Source organism: Zobellia sp. B3R18 (assembly GCF_018860715.1).
In the GTDB taxonomy this organism is placed as follows: Bacteria; Bacteroidota; Bacteroidia; order Flavobacteriales; family Flavobacteriaceae; genus Zobellia; species Zobellia russellii.
Window position 1 is genome coordinate 41,594 of sequence record NZ_JAHKQG010000014.1, and the last position, 23,210, is coordinate 64,803.

A 23,210-nucleotide genomic window follows, 5' to 3' on the forward strand; every position below is an offset into this window, starting at 1 on the left:
CACCTTAATACAACTACAGTTCTAAAGAAACCCTAGAGCAAATGAAAAGAAAACTGGAAATTATGGATACCACGCTGCGCGACGGCGAACAAACCTCTGGCGTATCCTTTTCCGTTTCCGAAAAACTCACCTTGGCCAAATTACTTTTAGGCGAATTAAAAGTAGACCGTATTGAAGTAGCTTCGGCACGTGTTTCCGATGGCGAATTGGAGTCCGTTAAACAAATAGCGGAATGGGCGTCGGCAGAAAACTGTATTGATAAAGTTGAGGTTCTTACGTTTGTAGACGGTGGTGTTTCAATAGATTGGATGAAAAAGGCAGGTGCTAAAGTGCAAAACTTGCTTACCAAGGGTTCATTGAACCACCTTACCCATCAGCTTAAAAAAACTCCGGAAGAACATTTTTCAGATATTGAAAAGGCAATTGCCTTGGCTTCCAAAAATAACATTGACACCAATGTGTATCTTGAAGACTGGAGTAATGGTATGCGCACTTCCAAAGAATACGTTTTTCAATACTTGGATTTTCTTACGCAACAGCCTGTTAAACGCGTTTTACTTCCGGATACATTGGGTGTATTGACACACACCGAAACATTTGATTACATTTCGGAAATTGTAGCACGTTACCCAAATACTCATTTTGATTTTCATGGTCATAATGATTATGACCTTGGTGTGGCAAATGTTATGGAAGCGGTTAAAGCCGGTTGCCACGGACTGCACCTTACGGTAAACGGAATGGGCGAACGAGCAGGAAATGCTCCCATGGCGAGTGCCGTAGCGGTAATAAATGATTTTTTGACGGATGTTAAAATCAATGTAAACGAGTCTTCATTATATAAAGTAAGTAAACTTGTTTCTGCATTCACCGGTGTAGGCATACCGTACAACAAACCAATCGTTGGTGATAATGTATTTACACAAACCGCTGGAATACATGCGGATGGAGATAGTAAAAACAACCTTTATTTTAACGACCTTTTACCTGAAAGATTTGGCAGAAAGCGTAAATACGCTCTTGGAAAAACGTCTGGAAAAGCCAATATTCAAAAAAACCTTCAGGAACTGGGGCTCACCTTAAATGACGAGGAGCTAAAGAAGGTTACGCAACGAATTATTGAGCTGGGTGATAAAAAAGAAAAAGTTACCAAAGACGATTTACCATATATCATTTCCGATATTTTAGATAGCGGAAATCATCAACAAAAGGTTTTTATAAAATCGTATGTTCTTACCCACGCAATGGGCTTAAGACCGTCTACAACCGTTTCTTTAGAAATTAACGGAGAACTTTTGGAGGCACATGCACAAGGAGACGGGCAATATGATGCCTTTATGAACGCCCTTCGAAAACTATACGTTTCCAAAAAAATAGAATTGCCCAATTTAGTCGATTATGCTGTAAGGATTCCTCCAGGAAGTAACTCCGATGCCTTATGCGAAACCATAATTACGTGGCAGAATGGAAGTAAAGAATTAATTACCCGAGGTTTGGATTCCGATCAAACGGTATCCGCAATCAAAGCAACAGAAAAGATGCTTAATATTATTTAATCATGCCAATCGCCATACGCTAATAGCATGATTATAATTGAGAGTTGAATAAAAAATGAGGGATTATAGAAAATATAAGGTTTGGGAGTTAGGCCATGAAATAACCTTAATGGTCTATCAATTAACCAAAGATTTCCCTAAACATGAAATATATGGAATGGTAAGCCAAATGCGGAGAGCTGCATATTCAATTCCGTCCAATATTGCAGAGGGTTGCGGAAGGGAATCAGACGCTGAGTTCAAAAGATTTCTTATAATTTCACAAGGCTCGGCCAATGAATTGGAATACTTTACAGTTCTAGCGCAGGATTTAGGATATATTGAAAACCAAATTTTTTCAGACCTTAATAACAAGGTTGATAGAATCAGGAGAAGTTTAAATAATTTGATTAATAAAATTTAATTAACCTTACACACCAACAAATAGATAATATTAAATAAAGCTATTGGCGTGTAGCGTAAAGCTAAAAAAGAATGAAATTAAACATTGCACTATTGGCCGGAGATGGTATCGGCCCCGAAGTTATTGACCAAGCCGTAAAAGTTTGCGATGCTATCGCAACAAAATATAAGCACGAAATAAGCTGGAAACCTGCGTTGACAGGCGCTGCAGCTATTGATGCTGTTGGAGAGCCTTATCCAGATGAAACCCACGAAGTTTGTGCCAGTGCAGATGCCGTTCTTTTTGGAGCCATAGGTCACCCGAGATTTGATAATGACCCTTCCGCTAAGGTGCGTCCTGAGCAAGGTCTATTGAAAATGAGACAAAAACTGGGTCTTTTTGCCAATGTACGTCCCACTTTTACATTCCCTTCTTTAATTGATAAGTCGCCTTTAAAACGCGAACGTATAGAAGGTACCGATTTGATAATTCTTCGTGAGTTAACAGGTGGTGTATATTTTGGGGAGCGCGGAAGAAAAGATGATGGGAATACAGCTTTTGACACCATGACATATACTCGTGCCGAAATTCAGCGTTTGGCAAAAAAAGGTTTTGAAATGGCCATGAATCGTTCTAAACGTCTTTGTTGTGTTGATAAAGCCAACGTTTTGGAATCTTCACGTTTATGGAGAGAAACAGTACAGGCCATGGAAAAAGATTATCCTGAGGTTGAAGTTTCTTATGAATTTGTTGATGCCGTTGCAATGCGTTTGGTACAATGGCCAAAAGGATACGATGTAATCATCACTGAAAACCTATTTGGAGATATCCTAACGGATGAAGCTTCTGTAATTTCAGGTTCTATGGGATTAATGCCTTCTGCTTCCGTAGGTGAAAAAACAAAATTGTACGAGCCAATCCACGGTTCTTACCCACAAGCAGCAGGAAAGGATATCGCCAACCCATTGGCTACCGTACTTTCAGCAGCTATGCTATTTGAAGATTTCGGTCTACAGGAAGAAGCCGAGGATATCCGTCGTGTAGTGAACAAATCTTTAGCCGAAGGCATCGTAACGGAAGATCTTTCCGAAGACGCCAAATCGTACAAAACAAGTGAAGTTGGTGATTGGTTGGCAAAGAACGTTTAAGTAGATTATAATCAAAATAATACTAAAAACCTCCCAAGATTAACTTGGGAGGTTTTTTATTATCATCAATAATGTAATTTATATTTTAAACTACACAATACACTTCGCCTAACTATTATAAGCCAATTTTCTATATTTATTTGCTTTTTGCCTTCTATACACCAAAATTGAAACAGCCATAACCACGCCAATTCCGGCAAGGACTGCTCCTACAATTCCAGAATATACTACTCCAAAACCATAGGCTATTGGCAAACCGGCCAAGTAAGCACCCGAGGCATTTCCCATATTAAAAGCGCTTTGATTCATTGAAGAACCCAACATTTCATTTCCTTTTGATGTATTGATAATTGCCATCTGTATGGGTGTTGAAACCGTAAAAGAAGCCAATCCCATTAAAAAGGTCATAATCAATAATAACTGCGGGCTTGATGCAACTACCGCGTTTATCAACAATAAAATAACCATAATACTTAAACTTATAGCTACTGCCTTTAACGGTGCGAACCACTCCGCCATTTTTGCCCCCAAGAAATTACCGACTACCATACCAAGACCGGCTAAAATCATAGCATAACTAACCATATGTTCTCCCATTCCGGCAATATCGGTCACTAATGGAGCTATATAGCTATACCAAGCAAAAAATCCGCCGGTCCCAATCGTTGTCAAAGCAATAAGTGCCCATAATTCACCATTTTTTAACCCCTTGTTCTCGTTAGATCGTTCCTTAGGAAGGTCTGGCGTTATTTTTGGCATCCAAAAAAGCACACTTAAAATTGCCATAAACCCAACGATTCCAGCCATAAAGAAAGACAAACTCCAATCATAGTGATGTCCTATATACGTTCCCGTTGGTACACCAATAACGTTGGCAATTGTTAACCCGGAGAACATTACGGCAATTGCTTGAGCTGATTTTCCTGCCTTAACCAACTTACCGGCAACTACAGCACCTATTCCAAAAAAGGCTCCGTGCGGTAATCCCGACAAGAATCGAGTAATCAATAATGTGATATAACTATCCGAAAAACCGGATAGTGTATTAAATAAGGTGAACCACCCCATTAATAATAATAAAACCGTTCGTGAATTTAACTTGGCTCCTATTTTGGTTAATAACGGAGCTCCAACTACTACTCCTAGTGCATAAGCCGCAATAGAATGACCAGCTTGAGGAATGGTAATACCTAAACCTTTAGCTACATCAGGAAGAATTCCCATGATAACAAATTCCGTTAATCCAATACCAAAGCCACCAATCGCTAGGGCTATTAGCGCTTTTCTGTTTGCTGTGTTTGATTTCATAGCACACATCTTTTTAGTTAGACATAATTGTTTTGTAAGATTTGGAGCTTACATTAAAAATTAATAAAAATTTTAAGCAAAGTTATGGCGAGAAAATCAATTAAAAATATGCGCGATTATCAGATTTATGTTCATAATTACCCATAAAAAAAGAATACCCCTGTAAATAGGGGTAAAATTTTATACTTCAAACCTATGTTAGCGTTTCAGGGGAAACCTTGAAAGATATACAAAGCTACGATTGAAACCTTTGTGCTTTTGTAGTTTAAAGGGATAGATTACAATATATAATCCGTACTAACAAAGTTGGATAGTTTTGCTTCCAATAACTGCTGAATAGTCTCATTGTTTAGGTCATTATCCTTGAAGGCCACAAACGTTCTAATTGAAAATGAACGCAAAGCATCATGAACGCTCAAAGTAGCTTGAGCTGAGTCTTTTCTTCCGGTAAACGGATACATATCCGGCCCACGCTGGCAAGAACTATTCAAATTTACACGACATACCAAGTTTACCAGGGTATCTATGAGTGGCGAAAGCGCGTATACATCTTTCCCGAACAAACTCACTTGTTGGCCGTAGTTGCTTTCGGCCATATCGTTTAACGGTTCTTCAATATCCGAGAAGGAAAGTACGGGTACAATAGGACCAAACTGCTCTTCTTGATACACCCTCATATCTTTTGTAACTGGGTATAAAACTGCTGGCCATATATAATTATCAAACCGCTGGCCTCCTTTTTTGTTCTTTATTTTTGCTCCTTTGGTAACAGCGTCGTCTATCAACTCTTGAATATAATCCGGTTTTCCAGGCTCTGGCAAAGGGGTCAGCTTCACCCCATTGTCCCATGGATTTCCAAATTTTAAAACATCTACCCGTTTGGCATAACGTTTTAAAAACTCCTCCCTTATATCTTCGTGTACATAAATTACTTTAAGTGCCGTACAACGCTGCCCATTAAAGGATAAGGTACCTGCAATACATTCATCAATAGTTAAATCTAAATCGGCATCGGGCAGAATAATTGCCGGATTCTTAGCCTCTAACCCTAAAACCAATCGAAGTCTGTTACTCTTAGGATGTTGTTCCTGTAATGCATTGGCAGATTTACTATTCCCTATGAGCGCAAGGACATCTACTTTTCCCGTTTTCATGATAGGTGCCGCCACTGCCCTACCTCTACCAAAAATAATATTCACCACCCCTTTTGGAAAGGAAGATTGAAAAGCTTCCAACAATGGAGTAATCAACAAGACCCCATGTTTTGCAGGTTTAAAAATAGTGGTATTCCCCATGATTATAGCGGGAATAAGTAAGGCAAAGGTTTCGTTTAAAGGATAGTTGTAAGGTCCTAAACACAATACTACACCCAACGGACCTCTCTTTATATGAGCATAAACTCCATCTTGCTTTTGAAACTTAGCGGAGTTACGGTCTAACTGTTTGTATTCTTCTATTGTATCGTTTATATAGTCTACGGTACGATCAAACTCTTTTTGACTATCAGGTAAAGATTTCCCAATTTCCCACATCAGAAGTTTTACAATGATTTCCCTCTTAGTCTTCATTTGGCGCACGAAATTTTCCATGCACTCAATACGGTCCTTTACATGCATAGTTGGCCATACTCCTTGTCCTCTACTAAAAGCTTTCATGGCCCCGTCCAAAGCCTCGATTGCTTCCGGTTCCCCCATATCTGGAATAGTACCCAATAATGTAGGCTTGTATTCTTCTGTAGACGATATAGTTGAGTATACTTCGGTAGTATTACCGGACCACGTTTTTAGTTCGCCATTTACCAAATACTTTCTTTGGTCTATTGTATTGTCTATTTGGTATTCTTCGGGTATTGCTTTCATTTTAGGAATGGTTTATTATAGTCATGTAAACTACCTCTAAGAAAGTAGTTATAACGAAAATACATAATTAACAAATTAGATAAGGTTATGAAAATTTTAAATAAGCCTAGCTTTTCAGATTTTCATAAAAGAGTCGCAAATTGTGAAACCCTAGACCAAATATTGAAAAAGGTCTGGTTTATCATTTAGATAATCGCCATAAAAATTATTGGCTTTCATACGCTGCACCAATGGTTTTAAGTCTTCCGGACTTTTCAATTCAATACCTACAATAGCCGGGGCATTTTCTCTACTGGATTTTTTAGAGTATTCAAAGTGGGTAATATCATCGTCAGGACCTAAAATCTCGGCCACAAATTCTTTTAAAGCACCTGGTCTTTGCGGAAACCTAACTATAAAATAATGCTTAAGCTGACCATAAAGTAGTGCACGCTCTTTGATTTCTGCAGTTCTGGTGATATCATTGTTGCTTCCACTAAGAATACAAACTACATTTTTCCCTTTTATTTCTTCAGCAAAACCATCTAAGGCAGCAATGGTCAAAGCTCCTGCAGGCTCAACCACAATAGCATCCCTATTGTAAAGGTCCAGAATGGTTTGGCATACTTTACCTTCTGCAACGGTAACCATTTCATGGAGTCCGTTCTTACAGATTTCAAAAGTAAGATTGCCCACTTTCTGCACTGCAGCACCATCAATAAACTTGTCAATTTTAGAAAGCTCTGTGTTCTTATTGTTTTCTATGGAAGTTTTCATAGAGGGCGCCCCTTCCGGTTCTACCCCTATAATTTTGGTATTGGGAGATAGTTCTTTAAAAACACCTATCAATCCTGAGGCCAGTCCACCACCACCTATTGCAGCAAAAATATAGTCTATCGACTCTTTGGATTGTTCCAATAATTCCAAACCCACAGTACCTTGCCCCTCTATTACCTTAGGGTCATCGAAAGGATGAATGAACGTTTTTGAATTGTTTTCGCAGAACGTTTTAGCGCTCTTGGAAGAATCATCAAAAGTATCTCCTTCCAAAACAACCGTTACCCACTCACCACCAAACATTTTGGTTTGTTCAATCTTCTGCTTAGGAGTTACGGAAGGCATATATACCGTACCCTGAATCTTTAAGTGATTGCATGCAAAAGCTACTCCCTGCGCATGGTTTCCAGCACTGGCACAAACAATTCCGTTTTGTCTTTCCTTTTCCGAAAGCGAACTTATCTTATTGAACGCTCCACGAATTTTATACGAACGTACCCTGTGCAAATCTTCTCTTTTCAGTAGAACATTGGCATCATACATTTTGGATAGACGTATGCTGGACATTAAAGGCGTAACCGTGGCCACTTGGGCAATAGTTTCTGCTGCCCTTCTTACATCAGATATATTTGGAAAATAGGTCATATTAAAAAACCCTGTCTAGAATTTTAATTCCCCATAATAAGGAAGATAAAATAACCGGACAGGGTTGTTCTATTAATTATACAATAGGCTTCATAGCCGTCATAGAGGCACGAAGTCTTGCTCCTACGATTTCTACTGGGTGCTCACGAAGTATCTTGTTAACCGTAATTAATTTTGCGTTATCTACACCGTTACCTTTGTCACCGGCATACGCCTTACCAATTACGTCCGTATCTATTTTCTTCATGAAATCGGTCAATAATGGTTTACACGCATGATCGAACAAATAACAACCGTACTCAGCTGTATCTGAAATCACTCGGTTCATTTCAAACAATTTCTTTCTTGCGATTGTATTGGCAATCAACGGAGTTTCATGCAATGACTCATAATAAGCAGACTCACCAATGATTCCAGATTCCGTCATACTTTCAAAAGCCAACTCAACGCCAGCTCTAACCATAGCTATCATTAACACACCGTTATCATAAAACTCTTGTTCAGAGATGTTATCATCACCTGCCGGAGTTTTTTCAAAAGCGGTTTCACCCGTTGCAGCACGCCAAGTCAATAAGTTTTTATCGTCATTGGCCCAGTCTTCCATCATGGTTTTAGAGAAATGACCGGTCATAATATCGTCCATATGTTTTTGGAAAAGTGGACGCATGATATCTTTTAATTCTTCCGAAAGTTCAAAAGCCTTAATTTTTGCAGGATTGGACAAACGGTCCATCATGTTGGTAATACCCCCGTATTTCATTCCTTCGGTAATGGTTTCCCATCCGTATTGAATCAATTTAGAAGCGTAACCGGCATCTATACCTTTCTCGATCATTTTATCGAAACAAAGGATACTTCCTGTTTGCAACAATCCACAAAGGATAGTTTGCTCACCCATTAAATCCGACTTTACTTCCGCTACAAAAGAAGACTCAAGAACACCAGCTCTATGTCCACCTGTACCTGCGGCATATGCTTTAGCTTGCTCCAAACCTTTACCTTCTGGGTCATTCTCTGGATGAACGGCAATTAAAGTAGGTACGCCAAAACCTCTTTTATATTCTTCACGTACCTCAGAACCTGGACTCTTTGGCGCTACCATTATTACAGTAAGATCTTCACGAACCTGAGTACCTTCTTCAACAATGTTAAAACCGTGAGAATAGGATAACGTAGCTCCCTTTTTCATTAATGGCATTACTGCACCAACCACAGCAGTATGCTGCTTGTCCGGAGTTAGGTTGATAACCACATCGGCACTAGGAATCAATTCTTGGTAAGTACCAACGGTAAATCCGTTTTCGCTAGCGTTTAAAAAGGATTGTCTTTTTTCTTTAATTGCAGCATCACGCAAGGCATAAGCGATATCCAAACCTGAATCGCGCATATTTAGACCTTGGTTCAAACCTTGGGCTCCACAACCAACAATAACTATTTTTTTTCCTTTTAAAGCTGATACACCATCTGCGAATTCTGAAGCATCCATGAACCTACACTTGCCCAATTGCGTCAGTTGATCTCTTAATGATAATGTATTAAAGTAATTTGCCATTTTTCAATCGTGTTTTTCAAATTCCGTCCAAAGTTATACCAGTATAGCTTTTGACCCGAATCCTTTATTAAATTAATTATTGATTTTTATTTAGTTATTAGTCTTGATAAAATTCTTTTAGCAAAGCGGTAATCTGCATTTCTTCTTTAGAAACCGAAATACGCCCAGAACGTACAAACTGCATAATACCAAAGGGCTTCAGTTGATCGTACATTTCATTGATTTCGTTTCTCCTGCCCGATTTTGCAATTACAAAAAAGTCTCTGGCAACCGTAACGATCTGCGAATTGTTATCTTTTATAATATTCTGAATCTGTCTTTCATCAAAAAGTAGATTAGAAGCAATCTTGAATAGAACCGATTCTTGATAAATGGTTTCCTCATCTGTATGATAAAAGGCTTTTATTACCTCTATCTGTTTCTCTATTTGCCCTACGATGTTACGCGTCCACTTCTCGGTAGTATGCACAACTATCGTAAACTTAGAAACACCTTCTATTTCTGATTTTGAAACATTTAAGCTCTCTATATTAATGTGTCTCTTTAAGAATATACCAGAAATTCTATTCAGTAAACCCACATTGTTTTCCGAATATACCGATATGGTAAACCATTGTTTTTCCATTGTTCAATTTAATAGGGTTTTATCGAGCGCAGCCGATAACTAACATTGTATTTTTTTAACCTCTCAACTGCACTTGAGAGCGGATTTTCTTTTAGAACAACCCATTATTTTCACTCACAAACACTTTTACTAACTGGTTCTTACCGCAAGAACCAACCCTGTAGACCAGTTTAATTTGGTAAGTGTAAAGTCTTTTCTATTTTCCAAATAAGCCAATAAACGCGCCACATTATCCTCATGCCCTTCCGGCCAATTGGGTTGAGCGGTCATATCATCAATCACATAAAAACCACCCACTTTTACCAAATCTAAAACTTCATCAATTTCGCTGTATTTTCCCGGCCACGCATCGGCAAAAACTAAATCGAATTTTTCACCCGTATAGTTTTTTATCCATTCCGAACCGTCTTCACAACACAATTGAACTCTTTTATCAGACTCAAAATAGTCTTTGACAATAGAGATCAACTTTGGGTCATTATCTACCGAAATTAATTTAGACTCAGCATCCATACCATCTACCATCCAAGATAGACTCAACCCTATTCCCGTACCCAATTCCAAAAAGCTTCCTTTTCGCTTAGAGGATACCAGCGTTTTTAACAATGTACCTATGTACACATCCGAAGGCATGGTAAAACCAATTTCTTCCGACTTTTGTTCGATTTTCTGATGGATTGCAGGTTTATCCTGTATGTTGGAATCTATCACTTCTTTAGCTTATAAATGTTTCGTGTTCGCCTATCTTAAATCTGTTATTTTAAACGAACCTCAGAAACTGATGCCCCAGAAGGAATCATAGGGAATACATTGTCTTCTTTCTCTACTTTTACTTCTAAGAAATATGGTCCTTTAGAGGCAATCATCTCCTTAACGGCAGTTGTAAGTTCCTCTCGGGTGCTTACTCTTTTTGCCTCTATACTATAACCTTCGGCAATCTTAACAAAATCCGGATTGGTCATAATAGTTGAAGCATATCTCCTATCAAAGAAAAGCTCTTGCCACTGGCGTACCATACCCAAGTGATCATTGTTCAATACCACTATTTTTACAGGTACGTTATGCTGAAAGATTACACCAAGCTCCTGAATGGTCATTTGATAGCCACCATCACCAATGATAGCGACCACCTCACGCTCCATAGCTCCCATTTTGGCACCAATTGCCGCTGGAAGGGCAAAACCCATGGTTCCTAACCCACCTGAAGTAATGTTACTTTTAGTCTGTTTAAACTTCGCATAGCGACAACCAATCATTTGATGTTGCCCTACATCTGTTACGATTACAGCTTTCTGCTCAGATTCTACATTTATTTGCTCAATAACCTCACCCATAGTCAACCCTTCTTTAGTAGGGTGAATATCGTTTTTGATTACCTGATCAAATTCAATTTTATACAATTTCTCAAACTCATTGCGCCAAGCTTCATGCTTGTTCTCCTTGATCAAGGGCAACAATAGACCCAAAGTCTCTTTTGAATTCCCCAAAACCGCCACATCTGCATGAACGTTCTTGTTTATCTCAGCTTTATCAATTTCAAAGTGAATTACTTTAGCCTGTTTGGCGTAAGTTTCCAGATTACCAGTTACACGATCATCAAAACGCATACCTATGGCAATGAGAACATCACATTCGTTCGTTAACATATTGGGTGCATAGTTACCATGCATACCCACCATACCCACATTTAGAGGGTGCTCATTATCCATGGCCGAAGCCCCCATTATGGTCCATGCTGCCGGCACGCCGGACTTTTCAACCAAAGCTTTCAACTCTTCTTCCGCTTTACCCAAAATAACACCTTGACCCCAAACAATAAGCGGTTTTTTAGCGTTATTTATAAGTTGGGCCGCAGCTTCTATAGATTCAACTTTTGGTTTAGGCTCGGGGTTGTAACTACGTACAGCAGTACACTTTTCATAACTGAACTCGAACTCATCAATCTGTGCATTTTTGGTAATATCAACCAACACCGGACCCGGTCTACCCGACCTGGCAATGTAAAATGCCTTAGCCATTATTTCAGGAATTTCAGAAGCTTCGGTTATCTGGTAATTCCATTTAGTAACCGGTGTAGAAATCCCGATAATATCAGTTTCCTGAAAAGCATCCGACCCCAACAAATGACGGGTAACCTGCCCTGTAATACACACCATTGGCGTAGAATCTATCTGAGCATCGGCCAATCCCGTAACAAGGTTTGTAGCCCCAGGTCCGGACGTAGCCATAGCCACACCCACTCTACCGGAAACCCTAGCATACCCCTGTGCCGCATGCGTAGCACCTTGTTCATGACGGGTTAATATATGGGTAAGTTTATCCTGAAACTTGTATAATTCATCATAAACGGGCATAATGGCTCCACCTGGATAACCATATAGCAAATCCACTCCTTCAGCCAACAAACAATGTATAATGGCTTCTGCACCACTAATCTTAAGCTTTGTTTTCTTTGGGTTCACTTCGGTTTTTATTTTAACTGTTTCCATAGGTCTTCATTCCTTATAATAGCTAATTTGCAGAGACCTCTCTGCTCTTGGTTTCTCATCACATTTTCAAGAAACCCTTTCATGTTCATTAAAACTCATCAGTTACGCAACCTTGCGCAGCAGATGACACAGATCGTGCATATTTATACAATACTCCTTTTTTAAACTTCAACTCAGGTTCTACCCAAGATTCTTTACGCTTTGCCAATTCCTCATCCGAAACCTCAACATTAATTGAATTGGTCTCCGCGTCAATCGTAATAATATCACCATCTTCTATTAAGGCAATGTTACCTCCTTCTTGTGCTTCAGGCGAAATATGCCCAACCACAAAACCGTGTGTACCACCGGAGAAACGACCATCTGTAATAAGAGCTACATCTTTACCAAGACCCGCTCCCATAATAGCAGCCGTAGGCTTAAGCATTTCCGGCATACCAGGACCACCCTTTGGACCTTCATAACGAATAACCACAACATCTCCTTTTTTGACATAACCGGTACGAATACCGTCATTAGCCGCATATTCCCCATTAAAAACTTTAGCCGTTCCTTTAAAGAGTAAACCTTCCTTACCAGTTATTTTTGCTACAGAACCATTTTTAGCAAGATTTCCGTACAACATACGCAAATGCCCCGTAGCCTTAATAGGGTTATCCAAAGGCATAATTACATCTTGCCCTTCTTCCAAATCGGGAACTTCCTCTAGGTTCTCCGCCAAAGTTTTTCCGGTTACGGTCATACAGTCCCCGTGAAGCAATCCATTTTTCAAAAGATATTTTAAAACAGCAGGTATACCACCTACCCTATGAACATCTTCCATTAAATATTTACCACTTGGTTTTAAATCTGCTATAAACGGAGTAGTGTCACTAATATGTTGGAAATCCTGAAGCGTAAAATCTATATCCGCAGCTCTTGCTATTGCCAAGAAGTGCAATACAGCGTTGGTAGACCCCCCCATTATAGTAACTAAACGGATAGCATTTTCTAAGGATTTACGTGTAACGATATCCAAAGGTTTAATATCCTTTTCTATAAGAATGCGCATTTGCTTACCAGCAGCAATACACTCCTCTTCTTTATTACTACTGATTGCAGGGTTTGAAGAATTGTAAGGCAAGGACATACCCAAAGCCTCTATTGCAGAAGCCATAGTATTAGCGGTATACATACCACCACAGGCACCCGCACCCGGAATAGATTTTTTAATGATACTTCTATATTCGGGCTCTTCCATAGTACCCGCAACTTTCTCGCCCCATGCCTCAAAAGCGGAAACGATATCTAATTTCTTACTGTTATGACATCCTGATGCTATAGTACCACCGTACACCAAAATTGAAGGACGATTTAAACGCAACATAGCCATTAACGCACCAGGCATGTTTTTATCGCAACCTACTACGGTAACAAGACCATCATAGGACATACCCTGAACAACGGTCTCCATAGAATCTGCAATGATATCTCTTGATGGAAGTGAAAAACGCATACCCGGAGTTCCCATTGAAATACCATCACTAACTCCAATAGTATTAAAAATAAGGCCAACCGTTTCTTTTGAATTGACACCCTCTTTTACCAACTTGGCCAAATCGTTCAAGTGCATATTACAAGGGTTGCCCTCGTAACCGGTACTTGCGATACCAATTAATGGTTTGCTAAAATCTTCATCTTTAAAACCTATTGCATAAAGCATTGCTTGTGCAGCTGGTTGTGTTGAATCTTGTGTTACGTTTTTACTGTATTTATTCAGTTCCATTAAGCGCTATATAATTGGTTGTTCAGTTTACAATATGTACTCTTTACATTCAAAGGTATTGTTTTCTTTATTTTGGTATTTGCCGTGTGTCTTTCGTATCTAAATCCAATAGTTAAAAAAAATATATAAAATATTGATTAACAGATTTTTAACCAATATATTTTATCATATTCAATTCACATTAATTCATCAAAATACATCATTAAATTTGTCTCTTATCAACGGTTTTCTCAATACCAGGGCTTCAATAACAAAAAAAGGCCTGTATCGAATCAATTGGATACAGGCCTTTCTAAACAATGAAAAACTGCATCACCCCCTTACGAGAATGACGTTTACGACAACAATTGTATGTGTGTTTGTTTTCATTGGAACAATATTAATCAAAAAGATAGGGTTTAACAATAAATTATTCGCAGAAATAACACCGATTATTTATGAATTTAATTTAAACTGAATTTCGTCTCCATATTTTTTTTGCGCCAGTATTGACAGGGCTTTGTCCAAGAGCTGCAGTACGCGAGGGTACCCCCCAGTAGTCTGCCCATCTTTCATTAATAATATGAGTTTACCGGACGGTGTTAACTGAACCGTACCAGGAAGCGTGGCCGATGTAATCATTGAAGTCTGAATGCCCTCAATTTTTTCCTCTAGCTGATAAGCCATTCTATTATTTTCGTTGGATATGCTAAACTTTTTAGCGAACAACATTTCCAATTGTCTATCCGAAAGGCTTTCATACTCAGGCCCTCGGGTAACCTTTAAATCCGTTTCGCTTAGAAAAGAATCCACCTTTAACTTACTTATCCTAGGTTCAAAATGAGAACAGGCGTCATATTCCACCTCATCCCCATCTACAAAATGATTCTTTTGGGTTACCGAGGAAAAGAGCGACCGGCTACCTAAAACCACCGGCGTTTTAAAGCCCTCTTTTACGGCAAGGTAGCTACGAAAACCTTTTTCGAGTTTTCCGTAAGAAAGAATATCTCCTTTATTCACTTTCAACACCTCGTAATTACCTACGGGTTCATTATTTAGAGTTGCCGAAAGCAAAGCTCCCCCCATACTAACATAGGTTTCTTTTTCAAACAACAAAGTAGGTCCGGTCATGGTTATTTCCAATACGGCAGCATCATCTTCATTATCCAAAAGCTGATTCACCTTTCTGGCCGAAAATGCATCCATATAACCCGCCACGGGCACTCCCTTGTTCAAATACCCATATCTACCGCTATCTTGGACCGTAGTAAAAAGTCCTGATTTGAGAATCTTAAGCATTTACTATAATTTTTTCAAGTTTATAAATGCCTACTTCGTTTTCTATCTTATGCAAATCATATTCAGCCTTTGTTATTTCATAGAATTGAACCTGGTCACCCACACTTACAAAACAAGGTTCTTCCGCCATGGGATCGAACATAGGTACAGGGCAGTTCCCCACAATATTCCAACCTCCCGGTGAATCTTGAGGATAAATTCCTGTTTGTTTACCCGCCAGACCTACGGACCCCTTTATAACCTTTGAACGTGGTTGAGGCCTTCTGTTAAACTCCAAAACCTGAGGGAGCCCTCCTAAATAGGTGAACCCAGGTAGAAAACCAATTCCGAAAACGGTATACACATGAGTCGTATGAAGGCTCACTATTTCCGTAACGGACAGACCGGATTTTTGAGAAATTTCTTTTAAATCAATACCAAAACCTTCATCATAACAGACGGGAAGGCGCCACAAAACCTGTTCGCGCGCTACTGCTTTAATATCCTCTTTGTACCAACTAAGCAGCTTGGTTTTTAACTCAACAAAATTTATAGGTTCTTTTCTATAGATAAGGGCTACCGAGTTATAGGCCGGTACTATTTCCCAATCTTTATCCTTTAAGCAACACTCTTTAAGGTATTGGGTAAATTGAAGTATATCTTCAAGAATAGCTACATCTACCCTACCAGGCCACTCTAACAAAATTGCATGGATACCAAAGGGCCGTATTGAAATGGAGTACTTATTCACTTTTTAAATAAATGTTATGGTTGGGTAATTCTTTAGTAAGATACAATACTATTTCTAATGCCGATGGAGTATCTCCGTGAATACAAAAAGTATCTACCAAAATTGATGGTTCAGTTTCTCCCATAGTTCTCACTCTATTAAACTTTGCTATTTTAACCACATGTGCTAAAACTTTTTCTTTATCAATTATTAGCGCATTTGGTTTTTGCCTGGAAACCAAACTTAAATCTGGTTCATAGTTACGGTCTGCAAACGCTTCGTACTTTATCTTAAAACCTAACTCCACAGCCTCTTTTGCGATTGCCGAACCATATGGCGCATAAACAGACACCTCATCTTTATATTTTTCAATAGATTTTAAAAAACAAAGTGCCAAGGAGCTATCTTTTGCTATGTCATTATAAAGCGCTCCATGAGGCTTAATGTGACTTAGTCTTGCTTCCTCCGTCTTTATAACCTCAACCAAACTTTGCACCTGAAACTTTATGTTCTCTATAAGTACTTTGGCATCCATTTTCATGGAAGATCGTCCAAAATTAGACCTGTCCGGATATGAGGGATGAGCCCCAATAGCCACATTATGTGCTTTAGCCAGCCGTACTACTTGAGTCATAGTCTCCTTATCCCCCGTGTGACCTCCACACGCAATATTACAGGAAGACAATAGAGGTAACAGCTCATTTTCATTACCAACACCTTCGCCCATATCAGAATTTAAATCAATATAAGTATTTGCCATTTTGGAATTTCTAATTTCGAAAATACTGATAAACTTTAAGACTTCCTGTCAGAAACGACCTTCTATTAACGCACAAAACAATTACCAACACTTCTTTCGCAACCCCTCATTTCACCACAGTTTTAACATTTTTTAATGCCGTTTATCTAAAAAATTGCAGTTCATCTAAAACTAGGGTGCCGTATATCGAGTCTACATAATATCCAGAAAAATTACGGGTTATTATTATCCCAAATCGAACTTCCCCCTCATTTTAATCGGGGCCTAATTGACCTACTGAAATGAATTGTTTAGAATGTAATAGAAAACTTGGTTATACAGATCACAAACACTCAATGGACCTTCTTGGTGTTGAATTGTGTAGTGAACATAGACCAAGAATGATAAAACTAGTAGAACTTAACGATACCCCTCGTGAAGCCATACAACTATACTATGGATTAAAAGAAGCCGGAGTACCTTCTATGTTAGAATGGTGGGACGGTTCAAAATCAATAGATATTGCCATATCTAGAGTAAAACTCAATATTGAAATAGATACGGAATATCATATGATGACCCATGAACAAGCCATTAATGACCTGGAAGAAGCCATGCATTCGTTTAAAAATGGCTTTACCACCATACGAATACCCCATGTACTTATAAAATATTATCTTAAAGAAACCGTTACAAATATTCTAGGGATAATGGAAGGCTTGCGTGTACATATCAAAGCGATATAAACTTAAAACCTATTGCCATGTCAAATAATACAAAGATTTTAAAGACTCCATTGAGAATTTCAATCGCAATTTTGTTGTTGGGCATGCTATCTCGCATTTTTCATTGGCCGTACGCGTCAGAAACTATCTTCTTAGCATTTACAGCCATTTTTATCCTATATACTATTCGTTTTTGGAAAAAGGAAACCAAACTGTTTATTGATATCGTTAAAATGGTAATGGTAACCAGTTGGGCACTTAATGGGCTTTTCCGGATAGTTGACCTACCGTTTACCCTACTCTTTCAAATACTAATTGCTATCTCTTTCATCACTTGGTTTATTATGGAAGGAACCGCCTATTTTCTGGACGAGGACCGCAGACAAAAAAATAATATGGCCCGTGTACTGTGGAATTTAGCCATGGTAGTTGGAGCTCTTGCCATTATAGCCGGAAGCCTTTTGAATATGTTAAACGAATCCTATGCCATTCCGCTTCTAGCTGTAGGAATTACTATAATCATTGCTTATATTTTAAAGGACGTATTTGCCAACAACAAAGGAAAAGAAGGTCACGGCAACGGAGAGCTTCAATTGTAGTAGCATCTACATACAACTTCTTACTCAATACCACTCTTTCCCTACCTACTCGTTTTCAGAATTGAACACCAGCCTATTTAAAGCCTCTTCTTAGCTTGTCTGAAGAACTTATCTGAACTAACTACAAGACCCTTGACAGAAACATCTATTGTTCCAAACGGCTTATTATATCATTTCTCTTTTCTATCTAGATTCTTTCCAAAAAACAAAGAACACAAACTATCAATTAGAGCTCAAACCTTAGGTTGTATTGCTTAAAAAAAAGGATAAGGTGTTTTTACATTTATTCCGTTTGTGGAGCTATAAATACCGCTTACCGACATTCATGTTTTCAATCGAATTTAATCCCCTTTGCCCGATTGATAAAGGTGTCACTAGTCCATAAAAGCGTTTTATATATAAACCCAATTCTTATGAAAGAAAAAACTACTCTTAATGATTACCTTGTTTATGCTTTCTGCGCTTTTTGTTTTTTATGGTCTTTGTATGTCATCTTTTACACAACAGTTGCATAAACACCTGTAAGAACCTATATGCAATAGAATTAGTCATAGGCTACGAGGTATTAAATTTAACGCAATCACCAAATACCTCAATTATTTGTAAAAAATAACCCAAAAATTGTGGGGTTTTTCTTTGTTTAATTATCCGTGTATACTTTTATTTTTGTGAAGGAACAACAGATAAATATTCTATGAAGACAAGAGACAAACTCACTTACGCCTATGTTGCATTCAATGTAATTTTTATAATCGTAATGGCGATTTTCCTATACAAAAATCACCCGTTCTAGGAGTCCCTTAAAATTCAAGCTTAGATTATCTAGCTCCTACTCTGTTTACAGATAGGAGCTTTTTTTATTTGTACGCAGCCTAACCTAATTATCCTAACCAACCCTCTCTATCCAGGCTACGATATTGAATAGCTTCCGCTATATGAGTGCCATTTACGGCGTCTACACCTTCTAAATCAGCAATAGTACGCCCAACCTTCAAAATACGGTCATAGGCCCTTGCCGAAAGATTCAAGCGCTCCATAGCATTCTTGAGCAATTCCTTAGAAGCTTCATCCAATCTACAAAATTCCCGAATCTGTTTGGTGTTCATTTGGGCATTGTAATGCACATTAGGTAATTCGGCAAAGCGTTTGGTCTGCACTTCTCTTGCAGCAGTTACCCGTTTCCGGATTTCCACACTGCTTTCCCCTTTTCTATCTTCTGACAATTTATCAAAAGGAACCGGTGTAACTTCAATATGAATATCTATACGATCCAATAAAGGCCCGGATATCTTACTTAAATAGCGCTGCATTTCAGCGGGAGACGAAGTTACGGGTGCATCCGGGTCATTAAAGTATCCGCCCGGACTAGGGTTCATACTTGCCACCAGCATAAAACTGCTTGGATAGGTAACCGTAAAACGTGCTCTGGCAATAGTAACCTCACGGTCTTCCATGGGCTGGCGCATTACCTCTAACACCCTACGTTCAAACTCTGGCAACTCATCTAAAAACAGTACTCCGTTGTGCGATAATGAAATTTCTCCCGGTTGTGGGTAACTTCCCCCTCCAACTAATGCAGCACTACTTATTGTGTGATGTGGGTTTCTGAACGGACGCTGGCTCATCAACCCCATATTTTTTATTTTACCTACAACGCTATGAATCTTGGTAGTTTCAAGTGCCTCATGCAAGGTCATAGGTGGCAAAATAGAAGGTAATCGCTTCGCAAGCATCGTTTTTCCCGCGCCTGGAGGACCGACCAAAATAATATTATGCCCACCTGCCGCCGCAATTTCCATGGACCGCTTGATGCTTTCCTGACCTTTTACATCGGCAAAATCAAACTCCGGAAAATCAAGGGTTTTATAGAATTCTTCACGAGTATTAATGATGGTCTGCTCTAACGGCGTTCCTTTGTCAAAATATTCGATCACTTCAGATATGTTATCAACTCCAAAAACTTTTAAATCAGAAACAATAGCGGCCTCCTTGGCATTTTCCTTGGGTAGAATAAAACCTTCAAAACCCTCTTCTTGTGCCTTAATAGCGATGGGCAATGCTCCCTTTATAGGGTGGAGACTCCCGTCTAGAGAAAGTTCGCCCATGATAATGTACTTTTCTACATTATCCGACTTAATCTGTCCCGAAGCGGTTAGAATTCCTATAGCCAAAGTCAAGTCATACGCAGAACCCTCCTTTCTAAGGTCTGCCGGAGCCAAATTTAACGTTATTTTCTTGCCGGGAATTTTATAGCCATTGTTCAACAGTGCTGCCGCAATACGGTAGTTGCTTTCTTTTATTGCATTATCTGGCAACCCTACCAAGTGGTACCCAACGCCTTTATCTACATTGACTTCTACCGTGATAGTTGTTGCATCTACGCCAAAAACGGCACTTCCAAAAACTTTGGTGAGCATATTCTTTATCTATTTAAATTCTATAGTTGGCTTTTATTCAATTTAATTCTTTGGCGTTAATGTAAGTTGAGACTTTGATATGGAAAGTATCTCCTCTTTATTGAGCATCATTTTACGAAACTCTCCCTTTGCATACATTTCCGCCTGATCTTTATAATGTTCACTAAAAGGATTTCCCGATTGTCCCGTAGGCAGGATACTCATACTATTCTCAACATCCGAAAAATCTACGATCCTTCTTGTTGATGGCCCAGAACTTACCTTATTAATACCATCTTCCGTATACGGGAAATAGGTATTGTTGATAACCTCCCGAGTTCCGTTTATAGCAAACGGACCTACATTAAAAAAAGATTTTAGCGCTTCAACCTGACCTATAGGATGCCCGTGCTCAAGGGTATGCACGCTACCCCAAACCCATGTAGTTGTATCTTTTCCCAATTGATTACCAAGAGCTTGCATTGCTTCCTTAAAAGAAATGGTAACAATATAACTTTGACTTTCAGTGGTACTGGATGTATTTGTATTATCCCACCAAATAGAACCCTCTTTACCTATTATGGGCGCTATGGTTCGTTTTATAACGTGTGTATTTAAAATCTCCTCAAAAAGTGTTTCCCCTAATTCGTCCTTAAATGTATTTTTTAAAATAAAATACATCCATCTATGGTATACAGTTGCAGCTGTACTTTCCACAGGGTAATTGCCTTTCCAAGCTTTAAGGTGATCCAGAATTTGCAAATGACTATCGTTAAGACCCTCAACATTTACCTTTTTGAGCAATTGGGATACTATTTCTATATTTACAGACGAGGTGTTATCGGTTATCATATCGCCCACAGCTTCCTTGTCCCAATCGTCTTTACCCTCCAACAGTTCCTCAATTCTTCGCCCTCTATTTTCAGGCAAATAATAACCAGGGTACAATATACCAGCAATAGAATCCGGTTGATTATTAGAGGAGTACACATAGTGCCAAGGTGGATTTATCGCATGCGGATTTTTACTAAAATCCAAATATTTCTTTTCTACAGGCAGACCTTTTCCTTCCTCATATACAAATTTGGTATTCACGCTGTCCGGAATCTCATAAAGCTTAGCTGCAGCCCACCATGCTACATTATCATCGGCATCACCATAAACAATACCTAGTCCAGGGGCATGTAAATCCTCCAAAGCTTGCTTAAAATCATCCAACCCCTTGGCGTACGACATATTATAAAGTGAAGTAAGTAACTTATTTTCAACTTTAGTAAAAATCCACCACATAGAAATGGGTCTATCACCGGTAATTTGATCAGCAATACCATTTAATACCGGACCCCTATTCGTTTTTTTATAAGAAAATTGAACATTCTCAGAATCCTTCACTTTAATGTTTTTTGAGATAACCTCATAATCCTTCCACCCACTACCCTCTTTATATTTTCTTGGATCCGTTGGATGTGTTTTCTCGTAATAGAAATCCACATCGTCATTCTCGAACATGGTCATGCCATATGCCAGCTTTCGGTTATGACCCAAGATGGGATAAGGAACTCCGGCAAGATGATACCCGTATTTCTCATAATTTGGCGTACTTACATGAGCCTCGTACCAAACTGATGGTTGCGAATATCCAATATGTGGGTCGTTCGCAAAGATTACCTTCCCACTTTTGGTCTTTCCCGGTGCAATGGCCCAACCATTACTACCTTCAAACAATGGAATTGATAGTTTTTCTAGAGAAGACATCACATCTGAAATAGATTTACGTATGGAATCGTTTTTAGTATTGGGGTAGTTTTTTATCCATAACGTTGTAGTATCACTATGAACTGCCAAATCCTTTAAGTACTCAAACCCCAATTTATCCTTTATTTTACTCAATAACGGGTCCGTTTTATGAGCCATAGCAAAACTAAAAGCCATATACCCAAGGGTATTGTAGACATCCTTTAGTTCAAACGGTGTTTTTTCTAAGCCTGTTAGATAAAACTCCACGGGAGTGGGTCCTTCCTTTACAAATTCATTTACGCCATCCAAGTACGCTTGAGATAGTTGCACCGCCACATCGGATGTATTAAGTTTTGCTATAGTCTCCGTAGAATACTCATCTATTCCTAAAGCCAGAAAGAACTTATCCGTACCCAACAAGTCTTTTCCGAACACCTCTGACAAACCACCCTTTCCTATACGTCGCAAAAGCTCCATTTGCCACAATCTGTCCTGGGCATGAACATACCCAAGCGCTTTAAATGCGTCCGTATCATTTTCAGCATAAATATGAGGAATCCCATAAGTATCATAATATACCTGTACTTCTCCGGAAAGATTTTGAAGGGACTTTTCCCCATCATAGTCAGGTTTTAAATGATAGGTGAAACCTCCTATAATAACAGCTAGCACACCAATAAGAGCAAGGAAGCCCCACCCTAAGCGCTTAAGTTTTCTCATTCAAGCTAAGTTTTGACCTAATATAAGAATTATTTAGAAGGAGTATAAACCTGATGGATGAACTACTATTATGTTCTTCCAAACAGAGTTATACACTTATGAACAATACTAAAAATAGCAATATTTCAAAATTCTAAACACTATATATCTAAAAGAGAAATAATTACAATTTTTCTTCTTAATTCTTACTGAATTTGTTTGTTATTTAACATTTCTTGTTAA

18 protein-coding genes are annotated in these 23,210 nt (G+C 38.8%); 5 read left to right on the forward strand and 13 right to left on the reverse strand.

Annotation, left to right across the window (positions count from 1 at the left end; translation table 11 throughout):
• Positions 1-41: 41 nt before the first annotated feature.
• The 3 genes from KO513_RS16910 to leuB all read left to right on the forward strand — a co-directional run bounded on the left by KO513_RS16910 (position 42) and on the right by leuB (position 3,086).
• Positions 42-1,556, forward strand: coding sequence for an alpha-isopropylmalate synthase regulatory domain-containing protein (locus KO513_RS16910; protein ID WP_215914442.1), 1,515 nt, complete (start codon positions 42-44; stop codon positions 1,554-1,556).
• 55 nt (positions 1,557-1,611) lie between these two features.
• The gene (locus tag KO513_RS16915; RefSeq protein WP_215914443.1) at positions 1,612-1,959 is read left to right on the forward strand and encodes a four helix bundle protein; all 348 of its coding nucleotides are present in this window, start codon (positions 1,612-1,614) and stop codon (positions 1,957-1,959) included.
• A gap of 71 nt (positions 1,960-2,030) precedes the next feature.
• Positions 2,031-3,086 carry a 3-isopropylmalate dehydrogenase gene (leuB, locus tag KO513_RS16920; protein ID WP_215914444.1) on the forward strand — a complete coding sequence of 352 codons (1,056 nt, stop codon included), beginning with the start codon at positions 2,031-2,033 and terminating at the stop codon, positions 3,084-3,086.
• Between the two features lie 108 nt (positions 3,087-3,194).
• Here the strand turns inward: leuB and KO513_RS16925 are convergent, their stop codons facing one another.
• From KO513_RS16925 to pxpA, 11 genes are all read right to left on the reverse strand, one after another.
• Positions 3,195-4,394, reverse strand: coding sequence for an MFS transporter (locus tag KO513_RS16925; protein ID WP_215914445.1), 1,200 nt, complete (start codon positions 4,392-4,394; stop codon positions 3,195-3,197).
• Positions 4,395-4,672: 278 nt separating this feature from the next.
• Complete coding sequence (locus KO513_RS16930; protein ID WP_215914446.1) at positions 4,673-6,253, reverse strand: NADP-dependent glyceraldehyde-3-phosphate dehydrogenase; 1,581 nt, start codon at positions 6,251-6,253, stop codon at positions 4,673-4,675.
• Between the two features lie 150 nt (positions 6,254-6,403).
• The gene (gene ilvA / locus KO513_RS16935; RefSeq protein WP_215914447.1) at positions 6,404-7,654 is read right to left on the reverse strand and encodes a threonine ammonia-lyase IlvA; all 1,251 of its coding nucleotides are present in this window, start codon (positions 7,652-7,654) and stop codon (positions 6,404-6,406) included.
• A 76-nt stretch (positions 7,655-7,730) separates the two neighbouring features.
• On the reverse strand, positions 7,731-9,206 hold the full coding sequence (ilvC, locus tag KO513_RS16940; protein ID WP_215914448.1) for a ketol-acid reductoisomerase: 1,476 nt from the start codon (positions 9,204-9,206) through the stop codon (positions 7,731-7,733).
• A gap of 97 nt (positions 9,207-9,303) precedes the next feature.
• Positions 9,304-9,831 (reverse strand): acetolactate synthase small subunit, encoded by a 528-nt coding sequence (gene ilvN / locus KO513_RS16945; RefSeq protein ID WP_215439386.1) that lies wholly within the window; start codon positions 9,829-9,831, stop codon positions 9,304-9,306.
• A 129-nt stretch (positions 9,832-9,960) separates the two neighbouring features.
• Positions 9,961-10,542, reverse strand: coding sequence for an O-methyltransferase (locus KO513_RS16950; protein WP_371735892.1), 582 nt, complete (start codon positions 10,540-10,542; stop codon positions 9,961-9,963).
• Between the two features lie 44 nt (positions 10,543-10,586).
• Positions 10,587-12,320: a biosynthetic-type acetolactate synthase large subunit gene (gene ilvB, locus KO513_RS16955; protein ID WP_215914449.1), complete on the reverse strand. Its 1,734-nt coding sequence runs from the start codon at positions 12,318-12,320 to the stop codon at positions 10,587-10,589.
• An 88-nt stretch (positions 12,321-12,408) separates the two neighbouring features.
• Positions 12,409-14,085, reverse strand: a complete 1,677-nt coding sequence (gene ilvD, locus KO513_RS16960) for a dihydroxy-acid dehydratase (RefSeq protein ID WP_215439383.1) — start codon at positions 14,083-14,085, stop codon at positions 12,409-12,411.
• Positions 14,086-14,520: 435 nt separating this feature from the next.
• On the reverse strand, positions 14,521-15,363 hold the full coding sequence (locus tag KO513_RS16965; protein ID WP_215914450.1) for a biotin-dependent carboxyltransferase family protein: 843 nt from the start codon (positions 15,361-15,363) through the stop codon (positions 14,521-14,523).
• The gene (gene pxpB / locus KO513_RS16970) at positions 15,356-16,093 is read right to left on the reverse strand and encodes a 5-oxoprolinase subunit PxpB (RefSeq protein ID WP_215914451.1); all 738 of its coding nucleotides are present in this window, start codon (positions 16,091-16,093) and stop codon (positions 15,356-15,358) included. The genes KO513_RS16965 and pxpB overlap by 8 nt, the downstream gene beginning before the upstream one ends.
• A complete protein-coding gene (gene pxpA / locus KO513_RS16975) occupies positions 16,086-16,832 on the reverse strand; it encodes a 5-oxoprolinase subunit PxpA (RefSeq protein ID WP_215914452.1) in 747 nt (248 codons plus the stop codon). Before pxpA ends, pxpB begins: the two co-directional genes overlap by 8 nt.
• A gap of 380 nt (positions 16,833-17,212) precedes the next feature.
• On the opposite strand from pxpA, the gene KO513_RS16980 reads away from it, so the two are divergent.
• Together KO513_RS16980 and KO513_RS16985 are read left to right on the forward strand one after the other, a co-directional pair.
• Positions 17,213-17,557 carry a hypothetical protein gene (locus tag KO513_RS16980; protein WP_353889258.1) on the forward strand — a complete coding sequence of 115 codons (345 nt, stop codon included), beginning with the start codon at positions 17,213-17,215 and terminating at the stop codon, positions 17,555-17,557.
• Positions 17,558-17,574: 17 nt separating this feature from the next.
• Positions 17,575-18,135 (forward strand): hypothetical protein, encoded by a 561-nt coding sequence (locus tag KO513_RS16985; RefSeq protein ID WP_215914454.1) that lies wholly within the window; start codon positions 17,575-17,577, stop codon positions 18,133-18,135.
• Positions 18,136-19,016: 881 nt separating this feature from the next.
• Here KO513_RS16985 and KO513_RS16990 read toward each other — a convergent pair.
• Positions 19,017-20,552, reverse strand: coding sequence for a YifB family Mg chelatase-like AAA ATPase (locus KO513_RS16990; RefSeq protein WP_215914455.1), 1,536 nt, complete (start codon positions 20,550-20,552; stop codon positions 19,017-19,019).
• Between the two features lie 42 nt (positions 20,553-20,594).
• Complete coding sequence (locus KO513_RS16995; RefSeq protein ID WP_215914456.1) at positions 20,595-22,988, reverse strand: penicillin acylase family protein; 2,394 nt, start codon at positions 22,986-22,988, stop codon at positions 20,595-20,597.
• Positions 22,989-23,210 lie beyond the last annotated feature (222 nt).